The sequence below is a fragment of the Tenacibaculum sp. L6 genome (genome assembly GCF_028823685.1).
In the GTDB taxonomy this organism is placed as follows: Bacteria; Bacteroidota; Bacteroidia; order Flavobacteriales; family Flavobacteriaceae; genus Polaribacter.
Genome location: NZ_JAPEHZ010000041.1, coordinates 1 through 19,239, shown reverse-complemented (window position 1 = coordinate 19,239; position 19,239 = coordinate 1). Strand labels below are relative to the sequence as shown.

Annotated in this window: 15 protein-coding genes; 3 read left to right on the top strand and 12 right to left on the bottom strand. The window is 32.6% G+C overall.

What is annotated here, in order from left to right; genetic code table 11:
* Window positions 1–183 precede the first annotated feature (183 nt).
* The 3 genes from OU788_RS08680 to OU788_RS08670 form a co-directional block, all read right to left on the bottom strand.
* On the bottom strand, window positions 184–501 hold the full coding sequence (locus OU788_RS08680) for a DMT family transporter (RefSeq protein WP_159613500.1): 318 nt from the start codon (window positions 499–501) through the stop codon (window positions 184–186).
* Window positions 502–620: 119 nt separating this feature from the next.
* Window positions 621–2,540 (bottom strand): CocE/NonD family hydrolase, encoded by a 1,920-nt coding sequence (locus OU788_RS08675; protein ID WP_274634811.1) that lies wholly within the window; start codon window positions 2,538–2,540, stop codon window positions 621–623.
* Window positions 2,541–2,625: 85 nt separating this feature from the next.
* Complete coding sequence (locus OU788_RS08670; RefSeq protein ID WP_274634810.1) at window positions 2,626–5,121, bottom strand: zinc-dependent metalloprotease; 2,496 nt, start codon at window positions 5,119–5,121, stop codon at window positions 2,626–2,628.
* A gap of 189 nt (window positions 5,122–5,310) precedes the next feature.
* Between OU788_RS08670 and OU788_RS08665 the strand changes: the two genes are divergently transcribed.
* Complete coding sequence (locus tag OU788_RS08665; RefSeq protein WP_274634809.1) at window positions 5,311–7,266, top strand: YgiQ family radical SAM protein; 1,956 nt, start codon at window positions 5,311–5,313, stop codon at window positions 7,264–7,266.
* A 30-nt stretch (window positions 7,267–7,296) separates the two neighbouring features.
* On the opposite strand, the gene OU788_RS08660 is transcribed toward OU788_RS08665, so the two are convergent.
* Both OU788_RS08660 and OU788_RS08655 read right to left on the bottom strand, forming a co-directional pair.
* The gene (locus tag OU788_RS08660; protein WP_274634808.1) at window positions 7,297–7,551 is read right to left on the bottom strand and encodes a hypothetical protein; all 255 of its coding nucleotides are present in this window, start codon (window positions 7,549–7,551) and stop codon (window positions 7,297–7,299) included.
* Window positions 7,552–7,721: 170 nt separating this feature from the next.
* Entirely contained in the window at window positions 7,722–8,261 is a 540-nt protein-coding gene (locus OU788_RS08655; RefSeq protein WP_274634807.1) for a sigma-70 family RNA polymerase sigma factor, read from the bottom strand.
* A gap of 315 nt (window positions 8,262–8,576) precedes the next feature.
* On the opposite strand from OU788_RS08655, the gene OU788_RS08650 reads away from it, so the two are divergent.
* Window positions 8,577–9,041 (top strand): hypothetical protein, encoded by a 465-nt coding sequence (locus tag OU788_RS08650; RefSeq protein WP_274634806.1) that lies wholly within the window; start codon window positions 8,577–8,579, stop codon window positions 9,039–9,041.
* 71 nt (window positions 9,042–9,112) lie between these two features.
* Here OU788_RS08650 and OU788_RS08645 read toward each other — a convergent pair whose 3' ends face one another.
* From OU788_RS08645 to OU788_RS08615, 7 genes are read right to left on the bottom strand one after another with little or no spacing between them, the layout of a single operon-like run.
* Window positions 9,113–10,726, bottom strand: a complete 1,614-nt coding sequence (locus OU788_RS08645; protein WP_274634805.1) for an amidohydrolase — start codon at window positions 10,724–10,726, stop codon at window positions 9,113–9,115.
* Entirely contained in the window at window positions 10,726–11,085 is a 360-nt protein-coding gene (locus OU788_RS08640; RefSeq protein ID WP_274634804.1) for a DoxX family protein, read from the bottom strand. Before OU788_RS08640 ends, OU788_RS08645 begins: the two co-directional genes overlap by 1 nt.
* 12 nt (window positions 11,086–11,097) lie before the next feature.
* Window positions 11,098–11,310, bottom strand: coding sequence for a hypothetical protein (locus OU788_RS08635; protein WP_274634803.1), 213 nt, complete (start codon window positions 11,308–11,310; stop codon window positions 11,098–11,100).
* A gap of 10 nt (window positions 11,311–11,320) precedes the next feature.
* Window positions 11,321–12,757, bottom strand: coding sequence for a M20/M25/M40 family metallo-hydrolase (locus OU788_RS08630; protein ID WP_274634802.1), 1,437 nt, complete (start codon window positions 12,755–12,757; stop codon window positions 11,321–11,323).
* A 49-nt stretch (window positions 12,758–12,806) separates the two neighbouring features.
* Window positions 12,807–13,601 (bottom strand): hypothetical protein, encoded by a 795-nt coding sequence (locus OU788_RS08625; RefSeq protein ID WP_274634801.1) that lies wholly within the window; start codon window positions 13,599–13,601, stop codon window positions 12,807–12,809.
* Window positions 13,602–13,604: 3 nt separating this feature from the next.
* Window positions 13,605–15,386 carry a hypothetical protein gene (locus tag OU788_RS08620; protein WP_274634800.1) on the bottom strand — a complete coding sequence of 594 codons (1,782 nt, stop codon included), beginning with the start codon at window positions 15,384–15,386 and terminating at the stop codon, window positions 13,605–13,607.
* Window positions 15,387–15,425: 39 nt separating this feature from the next.
* Window positions 15,426–18,446, bottom strand: a complete 3,021-nt coding sequence (locus OU788_RS08615) for a tetratricopeptide repeat protein (RefSeq protein WP_274634799.1) — start codon at window positions 18,444–18,446, stop codon at window positions 15,426–15,428.
* A 125-nt stretch (window positions 18,447–18,571) separates the two neighbouring features.
* Between OU788_RS08615 and OU788_RS08610 the strand changes: the two genes are divergently transcribed.
* Window positions 18,572–19,239: cell division ATP-binding protein FtsE (locus OU788_RS08610; protein WP_274634798.1), on the top strand; the 668-nt coding region annotated here is incomplete at its 3' end.

The following is a 19,239-nucleotide window of genomic DNA, read 5'->3' as shown; positions in this document are numbered from 1 at the left end:
AGATTAACATCGTATACATATGTGTTAAAATTATTGCTGTGTTGTATGTAAAAAAGGCTATTAGAGTTTTTAGGAGGAACAGGGTAATTCTCTTGTCCGTATGTTATAAAATGAATGTTTAAAAAAAGAAGGAAAAAATATTTTTTAGGCACAGTTAGTTTTTTTTGATAATAAAATAATAGTTTAATTGGCTAGTTTTAGTCCTACTATTCCAAATACAATTAATGATGCAGAAATAAGACGCCAAATGTTGGCTGAGTCTCCTAAAAATATAATACCAACAAGTAAAGTACCTACAGCGCCTATACCTGTCCAAACAGCATAAGCTGTTCCCATAGGAATTGTTTTTTGAGCTAACCATAAAAAATATCCACTGGTAGCCATACAAATAATAGCAATACAAATGCCTAAGAATTTATATTGAACGTTTTGAGAAAGCTTTAAGCCTAAAGGCCATCCTATTTCAAAAATACCAGCTATAATTAAATAAATCCAGTTCATAAAATACATTATTATTTAAAGATAAAGGTACGTATTGTTATTTAGAGTTATAAATTCTAAAAAAAAAAAACTCACAATACTTAAGTGTTGTGAGTTTTTAAATAGAAAAAAGTTTGTTGTTATTTTAACACTGTAAATTCTATACTAGAATCGGTAAATACCGAATGCGTTTGTGTTTTAAAGTCTTCTTCGTCTGCCTTGTAAATATTGTCTACATAGGTTTGCGGATTCAAATCGATTAAAGGAAACCACGTACTTTGTACTTGTATTTGCACTTTATGTCCTTTTTTAAACGTGTGGAAAACATCTTGTAGTTTAATGTTTACGGCTGTTTTCTTATTTGGTGTAAAAGGTTCTGGATTTGAAAAACTATTTCTAAAACGACCACGCATTACTTCACTACGTACCATTAAATGGTAGTTGCTTAGTTTTAAGTGTGTTTGCATTTCTTTGTTGTCGTTTTTCAAATCGTGTGGATGCACATCGATAACCTTCACAATCCAATCGGCAGCTGAACCTGTAGTTGCTACTTGTAGTTTGGCTAAAATATCACCAGCAAGGGTGAAATCTTCAGTTAATACTTCTGTTTCATATACCAATACATCAGGTCTACGCGCAGCAAAACGCTGATCGTCTGTCATATATTTACGAGGGGTAAATACTGTTTTAATATCTTCAGAATACGGAACAGGACGTTTAATATCACTGATAAAACTAATTTTATTGTTTCCTTTTTGAGTTGCTGTTAATTCTTGATCATCAGATAAGAAAAAAGTTTGTTTTTGAGCATTTTCAGGAGGCCATACATCGTATGATTTCCAAGTTTTTTTACCTGTGTCAAACACATAAGCTTCTGGTAAACCAGAATTTTTATTACCATCTCCTTTTAAGAAGTGATTAAAGAATTTTGTTTCTACTTCTTTTTGGAATTTCAATGAGATAGAATCTCCAAAGTAGTAGTTACCAACTTTGTTTGCTACTTTATTTCTTGACCATCCGCCATGATCCCAAGGTCCGAAAACAATAGTATTGTAGTTATTTGGTTGATTTTTTTCAATCCCCTTGTAAGTTTCTAACGGTCCATATAGGTCTTCAGCATCAAACCAACCACCTACAATCATTGTTGCTACGGTAGAGGGTACTTTATCTAAATGTTGAATGATTCCTTTACTTTGCCATACAGAATCGTAGTTAGGGTGCTCTACAATTTCCTTCCAAAAGAAATCGTCAATACGTTCTTTGTTTTCAGCAACTTTAGTATCTAACTTATCATATTGAAAATATTCGTTTAAGTTTTTTAAAGGTCCTTTATCTAAGAAAAACTGATATTGATCTTGAGTTTTCATATCAGGGAATGAATACCATGCAGAATCGGTAGGTTGATCTTTATAGGTTCCGAATAGAGAAACCGCTCTAAAATAACTTAATAAAAAAGCTCCGTTATGGTGAAAATCATCAAAAAAGAAATCTCCAATACATGCTTGCGGAGAAGCAGCTTTTAAAGCAGGATGTGCATCAATTGCAGAAACAGTAGCGTAATGTCCTGGGTATGAAATTCCCCAAGTGCCTACATTTCCGTTATTGTTAGACACATTGTTTACTAACCAATCAATAGTATCATAAGTATCACTAGTTTCATCGGTTTGTTTTTCTGTTTTATTCGGAATGTAAGCACGCATGTTGTCATACACGCCTTCACTCATCCAACGTCCGCGAACATCTTGGTAAACAATAATGTTTCCTTCTTTCATTAAAATTGGGTTTGGCCCAATTTTTTTTCTGAATTTATCTTCTCCATAAGGTTGACAGCTATACGGAGTACGTTGTAGTAAAATAGGGTAGGTTTTACTGGTGTCTTTTGGAGAGTAAATGGTAGCGTGTAGCTTAACACCATCTCTCATCGTAATTTTTACTTCTTTTTTGTTGTAGTTATCTTTAACGTAGGTATCTTCGGCTGTTTCAGTTTTGTTAGTTGTTGTTTTTTTACAACTAGCAAAGGAAACAGCAACAATAAATAATAGGGCTAAAGCTTTTTTCATTATAGTTGGTAGTTAATTATATAGCGAATAAAAGTATAAAAAATAACAGCAATCTAGTATGTAGATTGCTGTTATTGAGAAGGTATTATTTGTTAGGCTCTAGAATATTGTCTATTCTATCAGCAGCATCTTGTAAATGATAACGAGTTATCGTGTTACGGGCAGAAGGAATACTTCGTTTAATATCTCTTTGTAAACGTTTTAATTCTCCTCTAACTACAGGTTTAATATCTGATTGATTAATCGTAACAGCGGTTTGTTTAAAGTAACCACGATCACTTCTTGGTGCTTTTTGATCTTTCGCTTTATTTAATAAAAAGTCTAATTGATCTAAATGCGCACGTTGTAAGTTTCTACGGTAAGGGTCTATAGTTTTGTTAGCGTATACTTCGCTCCAAATACCTTTACGTAAATCGCCCATCATTTCAATAAGAGAATACGCTTTAGTTCCGTTTAAAGTTTCATTCTCAATCATACGAGTTAACCTTCCAGTTTTTAAAACTCTGTTTAAAGTTTGTACTTGTAGGCTTCTGATACGTTCAATAATTCCTGAATGTTGTGTTTTACTGATGATATTTTCATCAATTAACCAAGTAGGAGTTTTAAATAATTCGTTGTTTACAAATTGTAAAGCTCTTTTTTGATGTTCTTTTGGTACGTGTACATAAACAGCTCCATCTTGATCAGCAGTTTTAAAGTATTCATACACACCACCAATGTTAGAACTCACGTGTCCCATATATCTGTTAAACTGTCCAACTACTTGTCCGTACATAGTTTTTAACTCTTCGTAAGTTTCACCATCTTCAGTAGTCCACTCTTCTAAACGAGGTAAAATACGTTGTAAGTTTTTAATACCATAAGCACTTGCTTTCATGGCATCGTCACCTAAATCTTCTGTTTGTGAGCTAGGGTCAATAATATTACGAACTTGTTGGTGTCCGAATCTATACACAGGATTTCCAGCTTTTTCTTTAATCCATTGATTTAAGATTGTTTTTTCATCTTCAGCCGATTTGTCTAAGATTGGTCTGTATCCCCAACTAATAGAATATTTATCGTAAGGCCCAATATTAGGCATTAATGCAACACCTTTATCTTCTGGTTGTGCTATATAGTTAAAACGAGCATAATCCATGATAGAAGGAGCTGTTCCGTTCTTTTTAGTAAATTCAGCAGAACGTAAAGAATCTACAGGATACGCAACAGAACTTCCCATGTTGTGAGGCAATCCTAAAGTATGTCCAACTTCATGAGAAGAAACAAAACGGATTAAGCGCCCCATAACTTCATCTTTAAATTGATTTCCTCTTGCATCTGGATTTATAGCTGCTGTTTGTACAAAAAACCAGTTGTGTAATAAAGTCATTACATTGTGATACCAGTTAATGTCAGATTCTAAAATTTCTCCTGATCGAGGGTCACTAACGTGAGGTCCATTTGCATTAGGAATTGGAGAAGCTAAATAACGAACTACAGAGTAACGTACATCTTCAGGGCTCCAATCAGGGTCTTCTTCTTTAGTAGGAGCATCTTTAGCGATGATGGCATTTTTAAATCCTGCAGCTTCAAAAGCAATTTGCCAATCTTCAATACCTTGCTTGATGTATTTACGCCATTTTTGAGGAGTAGCTCTATCGATGTAATAAACGATTTGTTTTTTAGGTTCTACTAATTCACCTCTTTTAAACTTTTCTAAATCTTCGTCTTTTACTTCTAAACGCCATCTGTCTAAATAGGTAACTGATTTACTTTTTTGAACATCTAATCCGTAGTCAGTTTGAGAACTGGTAAACCACCCAACACGCTCATCAAAATAACGTCTTTTCATAGGTGTTTTAGGAAGTAAAATCATAGAGTTGCTTAACTCCATAGTAACAGAACCTACACTTGAATTTGAAGGAGGAGCTGCAGAAATATATGTTTTAATATTTCTAATTTCTATGTTTTGAGGGTAGCTGCTAATTCTATCTATATAAGATCTAGTCTTATCCATTTTAGAAATTTTGTACTGCTTTCTACTTCTTTGAGGAAAACCGATTGCTTGTACATCACCTTCAAAAAGAGGACTAGCATCAATTACAGTAGCTGTAGAATCTTTACTAAATGCTTTAATAGGGAAAGCAAATAAAATAGGCTCAAAATTAGAGTTTACAACAGCTTCGTGAACAGGTAAAATAGTATCAGCAACAACATTGTGCGATACAACTTTTAATAAAACTTGTTTTTTGTTTTTTACCCAACGTAATACTTGTGTGTTTTGTTTACCACCACCAAATCCAATTCCGCTAGCGGTTTTGGCGATTCTGGTAACCATTAACATTTCACGATTTAATAACGAATCAGGAATTTCAAATAAAAAGTTAGTGTCTTTTGAGTGTACTTTGAATAACCCTTCGTCGGTTTTGTGTTCTTTGGTAACTACTTTTCCGTAAGGTTGAATACCTCCTTTTTTAGGTTCTGCTTTTTTAGGAGCCTCTTTTTTAGTGTCTTTTTTCTTTTTTCTTTGAGCTTCAGTATTTAAAGAAATTCCAAAAGCGAAAAAGACTACTAATAAGGTTGAGAGTAATCTGTTTGTCATTGTGTGTTATTTGATTGATAAAGAGCGAAATTTAGTGAAATTGCTCTCTAATGAATCATAATTAAATGTTAAAGGATAAAAGTGAGGTGTAAAGGACCTTATAGAATTAACTATAATAGGTATTTTCTTGTGATGAGTTTGTAGATGAAATATAAAAGTAATTGATAATTAACGTACCTTTGCAACGGCATGAGAATAAGACGAGTTTCAGATTGGTTACCTACTACAAATAAGGAGGTTAAGTTACGTGGATGGGATGAATTGGATGTAATTCTATTCAGTGGAGATGCATATGTAGATCATCCATCATTTGGACCTGCAGTAATTGGGCGTATTTTAGAGAGTTATGGCTTGCGTGTGGCGATTGTTCCACAACCAAGTGTACATGATAATTTACAAGATTTTGAGAAATTAGGTACACCGAGGTTATTTTTTGCGGTAACAGGTGGTTGTATGGATCCGATGGTTAGTAATTACACGGCTAGTAAACGTCGTCGTGATAAAGATGCTTATACGCCTAACGGAGATAAAGGATTCAGACCTGATTATGCAACTTCAGTATATTCTAAAATATTAAAAGAAAAGTTTCCAGATGTTCCTGTATTGATTGGAGGAATTGAAGCCTCATTACGTCGTGTTACGCACTACGATTATTGGTCTGATAAATTATTACCAACGATTTTAGAAACTTCTAAAGCTGATATGTTGGTATATGGAATGGGAGAGCAACCACTAAGAGAAATTGTTGAGTTGTTACAAAAAGGTGTTCCGTTTTCGAGTTTAAAAACCATTAAGCAAACAGCTGTTTTGTTAGATGAAGCTGAAAAAGTTCCAAAGAATAAGAATTGGGATGATGTAGAAATCAGTTCGCATGAAACTTGTTTGAAGGATAAAAAAGCCTACGCATCTAACTTTAAAGTGATAGAGCAGGAGTCGAATAAACTATATGCACGTCGTATTTTTCAACAAGTAGGAAATAGAAAATTGATGATCAATCCGCCATTCCCTACCATGACGGAAGAAGAGATTGATGCGTCGTTTGATTTGCCATATACACGATTACCACATCCAAAATATAACAAGCGTGGACCTATTCCTGCGTTTGAAATGATTAAGTTTTCTATCAATATTCACCGTGGATGTTTTGGAGGATGTAGTTTCTGTACTATTTCTGCGCACCAAGGGAAGTTTATTGCTAGCCGAAGTCAAGAATCTGTATTAAGAGAGGTGGATCAAGTTGCGCAGATGGATGATTTTAAAGGCTACTTATCAGATATCGGAGGACCTTCTGCAAATATGTATAAGATGAAAGGGAAGGTTCAGGAGATTTGCGACAAGTGCGTTGCTCCATCATGTATTTCACCTGTAATTTGTAGTAATCTAGATACTTCACATAAGCCTTTAACCAAATTGTATCAGGCAGTTGATGCGCATCCAAAAGTGAAAAAATCATTTATTGGAAGTGGAATTCGACATGATATGTTAGTGCCTGAATTCAATAAAAATGCTGATCCTAAAGAGTTAGATGCTTATACGGAAGAAGTTATGACTAAACACGTTTCTGGTCGATTGAAAGTTGCACCAGAGCATACGTCAGATCCTGTGTTAAAATTAATGCGTAAACCGTCATTTAAATATTTTCACTTATTTAAAGAGCGTTTTGATCGCATCAATGTAAAAAAGAAATTAAAGCTTCAGTTAATACCGTATTTTATTTCGAGTCACCCAGCTTGTGAAGCGGAAGATATGGCAAATTTGGCGGCAGAAACGAAAGATATGGGCTTCCAGTTAGAGCAAGTTCAAGGGTTTACACCAACGCCTATGACGGTTGCTACGGTAATTTATTATAGCGGATATCATCCATATACATTAAAAGAAGTAAAAACTCCGAAAACTAGAAAGGAGAAGGAAGATCAACACAAGTTTTTCTTTTGGTATAAAAAGGAGAATAAAGACTGGATTAAGAACACCTTAACTAAGGTTGGACGTACCGATTTATTGAAGAAGTTATTGCCAGAAGACACCTCTTGGCGTAAAAACAAGGCAAGAAAAGCCAAAAATACGTTTGACGATACGGTAACATACAAGAAGAGTGATAAACCTTCAAGAAGAAAAAACAAAGGTTTTAAAAAGAAGAGACGATAAAAGAAAAATCCGCTATAAAGCGGATTTTTTTTATGCTTCGTTTTCTAAACGATTTCGTTTCATTTCAAAAGCTTCAGAGGCTTGTTTTATAATAGTTAAGGTATCAGAAGCTCTTACCATAACTTTTTCTAGTTCTTTGTCAAGATCTTTAGATTGGATGTCAAATAATTGAACTTCTACTACACCGATTTTTTCGATTAAACTTTTTTGTGTGTTTTTAATGTCTTCCATTTTTATCAAAACGGCGTTCATCGTATCGAGTCTTTTTTGTTCTTGATCTGTCATAATTTTAATTTTTGATTTCTCTTAATATATGAAAAAATCAAGAGTTAAACAAATTGACTGTTTTGTAAGGTGTTGGTTTTTAGTGTGATGTTTTGAAATAAACATGGGGAATTATGATGAATAGTACTGTTTTTTTAAAGGAGTTTTAGATTAAAATTTAGGGGTGTAATTTACTTACAAACTTTACAATCTTCTTTATCTTGAATTTCTCCCACCAGTTTTCCGTCTTCATTAAGAGATAATCCGCAGCAATCCATAAAACCTTGTGCAATTAATTTACGAGCACGTTGAATTTGAGATTTCGTAGTAGGTAAATTTTGTTTTAAAGTATCAGCAACTTCTTGCTGTTTTAAGCCTCTAATGTCTGATAAAAATAGAGGATCTCTATATTTTTTAGGTAAATCTTGTATGATTGCACGAAGACAATCTTTTTCGGTATGTTCATGCTCTTTTGTATCTGTTTGAACTTCAAAATTTTTTAATTCAACTGTTTGATTAGTGTTCTTGAAGTAATCCATCATTGTATTGCGAGCAATCGTAAAAATCCAAGATTTTAGTTTGGTAATATCCTTTAAGGTGTGAAGTTTCGTGTGAACTTTTATAAATGTTTCTTGTAAGATGTCATTAGTCACAGTAGGCTCTTTCACTTTACTTAAAATAAAGTGTTTTACATCATCTGCGTATTTTTTCCAAACTTGTTGCGTTGTCATAGTATAAATTTACGAAAAAAGTCACTCTGTGTAAAATGATAGTTGTTGTTTTCATTTTATTCAGAATGACAAAATATTAAAAAGTTGATTTAATTAACAGTTGCAATTGCTGCAGGTACAGTTTTCGCATGTACAATTTGAACAGTCACCCGTTTTGCATCCCTCACAATTACAGGTACATTGATTGTTATTTTTCATGATATATATTTTAGGTTCGTATAGTAGACTGAAAACAGCGCAAAAAGATGCATTTTTTTACTTGTAATTTAAAACATTGTATATTAGCGATGTAGGTAATTTTAAATTTTGTTTATTATGAAAAAAAGAAAGATTGTTTTAGGGTTTTTAATTGTGGTATTTGGTTTGGTGGCATGCAATAAAAATCAACCTTTGAAATTGTTAGCAGATTCAAAACTTAGCCCAGATGAGTTTTTTTCTAAAATAGCTGCTATGGATATACAAACATCAAATGATGAAAACGTCATATACATAGATGTTGAGTATGATAAAAAGAATAATACGATTAAATACCTAAGTTCTGTTGAAGCTGAAGCAGATTTTTTTGTTTTAGATAGTGAAGAGGAGATACAAAAAAGAATTGACAAAGGTACATACGAAGTAACTTGTAAAGGAACAACAGGCGAATTTAACGAAAGTTGTGAAGGAAAGGTGTCTTGTGGCAAGTTAATTTATGAATGTTTGCAGTCTGGAGACTGTGCTACTATTTGTCAAAATAAAATAGTGTATGTCCCGCAAAATAGAACATTTTATATAGAATAAATTTCTGTATTAAATAAAAGCGCCTTAGAGAATATTTTCTAAGGCGCTTTTGTTTAGTAAAATCTTTGTTTTTAATTCACTTTTTCTCCATTAATATAGGTTGCTATCACTTTTGTATTCGGAATTTCTTTTCCGTCAATAGTCATTATATCCTTATCAAGAATGATAAAATCAGCGACTTTACCTATTTCGATGCTTCCCTTTTCGTTTTCCTCAAAATTAGCATAGGCATTCCAAATAGTCATTCCTTTTAAGGCATTTTCTCTTGATAATGCATTTTCCATTTGGTAGCCATTTTCAGGATAACCTTTTAAATCTTTTCTGATAGTAGCTGCGTAAAAAGTATATAATGGACTCACATGTTCAATAGGGAAATCGGTTCCTAAAGCAACTTTTCCGTATTCTTTTAATAAGTCGTTAAAAGCGTAAGCTCCTTTTATTCTTTCTGAGCCAACACGGTCTTCTGCCCAATACATATCAGAAGTTGCATGCGTAGGTTGAATAGAAGGAAGAACATTTTTAAATAAATTGAAGTCATTCAGATCTACAATTTGAGCGTGTTCAATACGCCAACGTCTGTCTGTTTTATTTTTTAATACTTCGTTGTAGGTTTTTAACATTACGTAATTGGCAGAGTCTCCAATAGCATGGGTGTTCATTTGATAATCGGAAGCAGCAATTCTATTCGCTACTTTTTGTAAGTTCTCATAGGAATTTACCAAAGCACCAAAATGTCCTTTTTTATCAGAATATTCATCTTTAAGAGCAGCACCTCGAGAACCTAGTGCGCCATCGGAATAAACCTTTACAGAACGAACGTTTAATCTATCCGTTTTAATGATGCCTTTGTTGAGGTAGTAATCAAGGTTTTTTTGATTGTTAGAAATCATAGCGTATATACGCATTTTTAAATCACCTGATTGTTGTAAACTATCAATTAACTCAATAACTTCTTTGTCTAAACCAGCATCGTCAACGGTGGTTAGCCCTAAATCAAAACATATTTTTTCAGCATCTTTTAAAGCTTGAATTTGCTCTCTTTTTGAGGGTTTTGGATTATTGATAAAATTCATCGCATTGTCAATCAGTACTCCTGTTAGCTTACCGTCTTTTTTTATAAACTCTCCACCATCTACTTTAGAATCGGTAGTAATTCCAGCTAAATCAATAGCAGCTTGATTTACCAACATTGCATGACCATCAATCCTGCGAATAGCAACTGGAGTATTAGGGAAAATACTGTCTAATTTTTCTTTAGTAGGAAATTCTTTTACTTCCCAATCATTTTGATCCCAACCGCGACCTGTGATGTAAGTTGTGTTTTTCTCTTTTTGAAAATCTATTAAACGTTGTAGTACTTCGTCGTAACTTTCTGTTCCAACCAAGTCTACTTTTTGCTGCTGCAAGCCTAGACCATAAAAATGGCAATGAGCATCAATAAAACCTGGATAAACAGCACTGTTATTTGCATCAACAATGTTTAAAGAAGTGTATTTTTCTTGAATTTCTTCATTGCTTCCTATGGCTATAAACTTTCCGTCTCTAATAGCAAAGCTTTCCGCTTTATCAAAATTAGTATTTACGGTATAAGCATTTGCGTTGATGACTAACGTGTCTACTTTTTCTTTTGGTTTGCAAGAAAATAGTAAGCTAAATGTTAGTAGTGGAAATAATACTTTTTTCATTAGTGTGTATAAATTAAATAGGCGATATATAATAACAAGAACTGAAGAGGAACTCTTACAATAGCAATTTTTTTAGACCCAATAGCTGGTTTTTCTCTAAAAACATCCCAAATATGTATTGGTAAAAAAAGCAACATTAATACAAACATTGCTAAAGCTGCTTGTTTGGTAGTTTGATTAATTAGTAATCCGATACCAATAGCCAACTCTAATAAACCAGCTATGTAGTTTATAATTAATTTAGGAAGGAAATTAGGAATAAAGCGATTGAAAATCTTAGGCTTTACAATGTGCATAACACCTGCAAAGGCGAAAAATATTCCGAAAATAATTCTAAGTACTAATATTAATATATTCATTAACAGAGTTTATTACTGGATTAATATATAAGATGAAGAGTTTTCTTTTTTATTCTGCTCAGCCTTCTTAGATAAATAGTTGTTAAAAATATTATATAAGACAATTATAACAAGGGTGATAATTAAATTAAAAATGACTTTTTTTAAAGTAAGTTTCTTTTTTCTATAACCTTCTTTGTGTTTTCTTTTAGTTTCAAAGTATTCTTTGTTTAATCTAGTACTCATCTTATACTTTTTAAGGTTTTAAAGCTTCTTCGTTGTATAAATATTTATCCATTAAATATACAATACTAGCCATAGAAGCACTTCCTAACTCAAGCTCACGTTTGTTTACTTTATCAAATGTATCTGTAGCCGCATGATGATAATCGAAATAGCGTTGCGAATCTGGTCGGTAACCTACCAAGGTAACATGATCATCTTTTAAAGGGCCAATATCAGCGCCACCACCACCAGCAATAATATCATGTAATCCGTAAGGAGCTAAGAGTTTTTTCCAGCTTTGTACAAGTTGTAAGTTTCTTTTATTTGCATCAATAGAAAAACCTCTTGGTGTGTGTCCGCCTGCATCAGATTCTAAAGCACCAATGTGTAATTCACCATTTTCCTTTGCTAAACGAGCATATTCAGTAGCGCCACGTAAACCGTTTTCTTCATTCATGAAAAAGACAATTCGGATGGTGTTTTTAGGTTTGATGTTGTTCTTTTTGAATAAATAAGCAACTTCTAACGATTGTACAATTCCAGTTCCGTCATCGTGTGCGCCTTCCCCTAAATCCCAAGAATCTAAATGTCCGCCAACCACCATAATTTTATCAGGATATTCGCTTCCTTTAATTTCTCCTACTACATTGTGAGAAGGAGCATCTGGAAGATTTTCACAACTTTGTTTAAAGTAAAATTGTAAGTTTGGGTTTTCTTTTAAATGCTTGCTTAAGTTTTCAGCAGCACGTGAACTAATAGCTGCAGCAGGAATATATTGTTCCTTCGGAATATCACCATATCCCATAGAACCTGTGTGTGGATAATCATCAATTCCATTAGTCATAGAACGGACAATAACTGCTTTTGCTCCAAACTTTCCAACTATAGAAGCTCCTCCGTAGCGTTGACCTACGCAACCTCCATAAGCTTGAAAGGTATTGATGAGTGTGTTGTCAAAAGCACCGTTAAAGAATACAATCTTTCCGTTAGCTTTATCTCCTAAATTTTTGGCTTCGTCAATGTTTTTAACTTCTATAACTTGTGCGGTAATTCCGTTAGTTGGTGTTGCAATAGAGCCTCCTAAAGCACAAATAGGAACATTAATTTTTTCCCCGTTAAATTCATAATTAGCTACTTCTTTTTCTCCGCGTACCCAATGTGGTACCATAATAGGCTGTAACCAAACAGAATCTAAACCAACTTCTTTCATTAATTTCTCTCCCCAAATTACCGATTTAGCTGCTCCTTCAGAACCTGATAAACGGCTTCCGATATTTTGAGTTAGGTCACGTAACCACTCATAAGATTTTCCTTCAGTTAATGCAGAACTAAATAATTGTTTTATTTGAACAGAGTCTTGTTTGTAAGCTGTTTCACTATAGGTTGTAGTTTGTGTGTCTTGCTTTTGTTCTGTTTTACAAGCAAAGCAGAAGATACTTGCTGTAAGTAGAAAGGTTAGTTTTTTCATATTATAGTGTAAATTAGGGAGATAAATCTACACAAAAAAGAATAAAAACTTAGTTAATTTGAAGATGAATATGATCGTCGTGTCTCACCGCTTTACATCCTTGAAATCTAATTTTAGAACTTTTTAGATGTAAACGTGTTTTAAGATGTGGTTCAATAAATACTTTTTGAGTTTGTTGTAGGTTGGTAATTATTTCTAAGAAATCTTTATTTACCTTGTTAGAAAAGGTGAGGCTTTTATTGTTAGTTCCTAGTGTTAGGTATTTAGGATAATCGTACTGCCAGTATCCTTTTTCTTTACAAATAGCTGTAGTATTGGTTTCGTGTTGTGTTGGGTTTTCAAAAACACCATAACCGCTATTGGAAGGCTTATTGTTTGTTATTTTTCCAGAAGCATCTTTATAAATAAAAGAAATGTCAACTTTCTTTCCATCATTATGACTTAAGTGAGGGAAAAGCGGAAAACCGTCAAAAAAAGGAAAGTTAGCATCTAAATAAATAACTTTAGTATTTGGATGTTTTTTATTGAGTTGATATCCAATTTCTTTAAGCGCATTGTTTAATTCTGGTTTTACATAGTTTCTATTACATAAAACAGTTAATACATTATGATAACTAACCAATTGATTATTTTCAATTTTAACCCTTCCAAATACCTTTGAAGAAACCCAAGGAACTATAGTGAAAATGGTGACTAAATAAATTGAACAAAACAAAAGAAAACTACCTAAAATTGGAAGTCTTTTTAGCTTAGCAATGAGTATAACCAAAAGGTAAACAAGACCACCAATTTGCGTAACGATGGTTAGTGCTATAAAAAGTATTAAATGTACTAAAAGCTTCACTTTTTAAAATAGTGTATCAAACTTCCAGGTTAATCCTCCCATTGCTTGAAAACCTTGTACGTTAAAATTATTAAATCGTTGATAACTGTTGTTTAGTACGTTGTTTAGGTTTAAAAACACAGAAAATGAATCGTCAAAATGATATCCTCCGTTAAAGTTTACATCAAAATAGCTTTTTAAATCTGTTGATGTAAAAGTATCGGCAGGTAAAGCATCATACACACGACCTTTTCTGTTTCCTACAAAGTATAGGTTTGCGCCTGCATACCATTTATCGGTCTTATAAGTTCCGAAAATCTCTCCTTTTATTTTAGGAGTGTTCCAAGCTTCTGTTTCGTTAGTTAACGTGAATTTATTAAACTGTGCATTAGCTCCAATAGTAAGGTTTTTTATACCATCAAAAGCGATTTCACCAAAGAAAGATAATAGTTTAATATCGTCATAAACTACTTTAAAAGAGTTTCCGTATTCATATCCGTAGAAAGTAAATCCGTTAGTTCCAGCAATGTTGTCGCCATCAGACTTTGATTGGTTCAAAGCAAAAAACGGATTATTTTCAATATCAGCATAGCTTACTTTTGTGTTATAGCTAAATTGATGATTTAGCTTTCCTCTAATTCCTCCAAAAGCATCAAATTTTTTGTTTGTTTGACGCATATCAAGGGTAGGAGATACGTAAGGGTTATCATCTGTGTAAGATTGGAACATGTTCGTGGTTAAATCACCTGATGCGCCAACAAATACATTTGCAAAATCTTTTACGATAGGATATGAGATTTCGACATCAGGATAAATGAAAAAGTTAGATTCACTATTTTCCGTATCCATAGAAAAATAACTTTTAGCTCCTAGTTTAATAGCTAAATCTTGTAGGTTGAACTTGTATGTTGGGTGTACTCCTAAAGTAATAAAACTATAATCGATAGCAGTAACAGCATCGTAAGCATATGCGTAACTTCCTCCTAAATAACTAGCAGTAGTATTTACGTATAAGTCATTTAGTTGACGATGAAAATTATCTAAAGGAAAACGAAACTGAGCATTTCCATCTATCAAAAATTCAGAGCTTTCAAAAGAATCAGAAAAATAAGAAATAGCTCCGTTAGCTTCATCTAAATAAGAATCATCTGGCTTTATTTGCCCGAAGATTTTAAAGTGATTATAGCTTTGCGATTCTTCAATAGTACTTAAGGCAAACTCGGTAAACGTAATATTGGTTGGTAAACCATACCAGTTATATTTGTCTTTTTCAGCATCTAAACCTGCAGACCATTGAAAATAACGTTCTTGTTGTGTGTAATTTAAGTTTAAATCAATGTTGAAAAAAGTACTACTTAGCTCAGTATCTGCAACTGGATCAGAGGATAGTAAAAATTTCACATGAGCTCCTAATTCACTGTTGTAGCTTTGGCTACGTCTCATATAGGCTTCTAAGAAAGGAGACAATACGTTTCCAAATCCAACAGACACGTAGTTATCGTATAACTTTTCTCTTTTTCCTAAATCTACTTTTTTCATGGTACCACTTTTAGGAATAAAAGTAGAGGCTACAGGAACTGAAAATATTTGATACTCTAACGCTTTTTTCTGAGTTTCTTTAGTGTGCTCAATTACTGGTTTTTGCTTTATTTTAAAGGCATCGGTAATTTTAGGAACATACGAAGTTACTACGTTTACAACTTCTGTTTTTATAATAGTGTCTTTTGCTTTGTTTGTGGCATTTTTTTCTTGTGCATTTGCATAGGCTATCACAAATAAAGCAAGTAAACTTAGGTGCTTTTTCATCGATCTAATCATTTAACTTTCGTTTGTTATTAACAAATTTTAGTTTTGGGTAGTTACTGATTCGTTTGTTTTGGCTTCTTTGTTTTTAATGGTACGAAGTTCATTTTTAGCTTCTTCAATTACATCTTTATACTGAGTAAAGTTTTTAATAATATTCTCTAAGATGTAAGTTGCTTGGTACGCATCTTTCAAAGCATAATAGTTCTTCGCCATGATTATATAGCTTTTTACTCCCCAATATTTGTATGAAGAATAATTAGCAATTAAGTCTTGAACAGCTTTGGTAGAAGCTTCGTATTCTTTGTTTTCATGTAAAAAGAAAGCATTATAATATAAACACTCAGCTTTTAACTCACCTGTAGCTTTTTTACTAGCTTCATTAAAGTATTCTTCGGCAGTTAAAAAGTCATTCTTTTTAAAAGAAGAGCGTGCTAAAATTATTTTTGCGTCTTCAGCAATATTAGTGTCAACCTTACCTGTAGTTAATACTTTTTCAGCATAGATTATTGCGTTAGCATAATCATTTTTGTTGTAATATCCTTTCATTAAATTGCTTTGGGCAAAAATGATGTTTTGCGGATAGTTTGCGTCTTTTTCTAATTGTTGAAGTACTAAAATACCATTATTCCAATCTTGTTTTTCTAAATAGATATTAGCAAGTTTTGTTAATGATTCCTCTGTAAATTCATTCTTATTTTGTTTTGAAACATAAGAGTAATGAGGAATTGCTTTATCAAATTGCTTAGTATTGTTATAGGCTTGTGCTAAATAAAAGTGAGCTTTTAATACATTTATTCCGTTAGGGAATGATTGTAAATACTTGTTGAATCCTTCAATAGCTTTTGGATTGTTGTTTTCTAAGAATTTGTTCTCAGCAGACTGGTAAGTAGCATTATCTAATTCGGCGTTGGTAACATTAGCAAAAGGTATGTTTTTAACCCAAGCAGCATATTCATCAACTTTTCCTAAATCGATATATACATTTTTAATGTTCGTAACCGCTTGTCTTGCTTCGTTAGAGGTTGGATGTTTTGCAACTACTTCCTTATATTTTTCAATAGCTTTTCTATTGTTGTTACTACCGTAGTATAACAGACCTTGACGTAATAATACATTAGGAACGTAATTACTTGTAGGGTAATTCGCTAATAAACGCTCATAGGTTTTTTGAGCTTTTGAGGTATTGTTTGTAGTAGTATATGTAGTAGCTAATTGGAATAAAGCATCATCTTTAAGCTGAGATTCGCTATACTCATTAATCAGTGTTTCTAGATCTTGAATTTTGACATCGTTTTTACCTAAGAAGCCATTACTCATTGCTGTTTGATATTGTGCATAATCGGCACCAACACCACCTTCTTGAATTACTTTGTTATACGCTTTTATAGCATTTGAATAACTTTTTGAAGCATAAAATGAATCTCCTAAACGATTAGAAGCATCATCATTCAAATCGTTATCATCTATATTTTGATCTAGGAATTGCTGAAAGTATTTTGCTGCATTCGGATAACTTTTTAACTTGAAGTTCGTGTATCCAATTTGATAATTAAGCATTTTAGCTTCTTCTATATCTTTATTGGTAACAGAAAGGAAGCTGTCTAAAGCTTTTTGATAGTTGCCTAAAGAGTATTCAGTTTCAGCTAGCCAATAAGCACCTTTGTTACTTACAGTTGGGTTTTCTGATTGTGTAGCACTAGTAAAATACGATTTAGCCTCGGCAATTTTATTTTCATTAAATAACTGAATACCTCTGTATAACGACACTTCATTAATAATACTTTTACTTTCAGGAGTTTCAGAAGTGCTTAAAAAATCTAAAGCACCTTGATAGTCTTGTTGATGTAAGTATGAAGTAACTAATAAATTACTAATTTCAGCTGTATTGGGTGAAGTAGGATATTTAGTTAAAAATCCTTTTAAAACATCAGGAACACTTTCGTAAGGGTTTCCTTCTTCATAACTCAATTTAGCATAGTTTAACGAAGCGCTTTCTGTGATTTTAGCATCAAAATCCATTTCACTAGCATTTTTAAATGCATTTAAAGCTTCTAGTTTTTTATCTAACTCTAAATAACATTCCGCTAAATGATAGTAAGCATTTTGTGCTACTTTGTTGTTCCCTCCAATAATTTTGTTGAAGTTACTAATAGCAGTTTCATAATCTTTTTGTTGATAATAAGCATATCCTAAGTAATAATAGTCTGTATTCGTCCAACGACCATTTTTACCTTTGTATTCTGTTAAGTACGGAATTGCTTTGTCATATTTTTTAAGGTTGAAATAGCTTTCACCTACTATTTTAGAAATTTCAGAAACCTCTTTTTTATCTTGAGTAGTTTCTAATAATTTTTCTCCAATTTGAATTGATTTATCAAATCTTCCAGCTTTAAAACTAATATCTAAAATGTAATAATTTGCTTTAGCTTGGTAGGTAGCGTCGTTTGCTAACTGACTTAAGTTGTCTTCAGCTTCTCCAAAGTTTTCTTGTTTGTAAGCAATAAAACCGTAGTAATAACGAGCGTCATTACCGTAAATAGGATTCCCTAATAACGTTTGAAAACGAGATTTAGCATCCTTTAAATAATTAGAAACTAAAAGTGCATATCCCATTTTATAGTTCAGCTCGTCTCTTTCTTCTGGACTCAGTAACTTTTCATTTACTTTTTGATACCATTTTAAAGAATGCGCTGCCTTTCTGTTAGCAAAATAATAGTTACCTACATTTAAGTAAGCCTTCTCTTTTTTATTGTTGTATGGGTAGTTTTCAACAAATTGAATAACTCTATTATCGGCATCATCTTGCTGTAGCTTTATGGCACACATCGCATCATAATAATCAGCATCTGCCTTTAAGTTATGATGTTCTTCTGAATTGTGCGAAATCTTTCGGAAAATTTCTTGAGATGCAGCGTAAGCTTTATTATTATACAAACGCATCGCTTTATGAAAATCGGCATTTGAATGACTATTTATAGCCGATTCTTGCGCCGTTATTATCGTTGTAAAGGTTAAAAAAAGAAATAAAAAGCAGCTTTTTTTGAAACAATTAACTCTCATATTTTTTAGTTATCTAGAAACTATAACGTTAGTTTTTTATTTTTGTTGGGAGACATTTTATCAAAAGTAAGAAATGTTACAGAATTACGTTATAAAATTTTAGATTTGTAAAAAACATATACTCCATGGAAAATCCTGTTTTACACCTTGAAAATGCTGATATTTATCAACAAGACAATTTAGTGCTGTCAAAAGTAAATTTTACGTTGAATAAAGGTGATTTCTATTACTTAATCGGAAAAACAGGAAGTGGTAAAAGTAGTTTGTTGAAAACCTTGTACGGAGATTTACGTTTACAGCGTGGTTTAGGTAATATTGTTGATTTTGACTTAAAGAAGATAAAGGAAAAAGACATTCCGTTTTTAAGAAGAAAACTAGGAATCGTTTTCCAAGATTTTAAATTGTTGAATGACAGAAGTGTTTTTGAAAACTTAGAGTTTGTTTTAAAAGCTACAGGTTGGAAAGATAAAACCGAGATGAAAAACAAAATTAATGAGGTTTTAGACAAAGTAGGAATGAAGGAAAAATACTACAAACAAACCTTCGAACTTTCTGGAGGAGAACAACAACGTGTAGCAATAGCAAGAGCTTTATTAAATGATCCTGAATTAATATTAGCAGATGAGCCTACTGGAAACTTAGATCCAAAAACTTCATTAGAGGTGATGGAGCTGTTGAATGAAATTCATCAAAGTGGAAAAACGATTTTGATGGCAACTCACGATTATCAATTAATTGTAAAGTTTAAACAGAAAGTGATTAAGTGTGAAGGCGGAGAGTTGTTTGAAGTAGT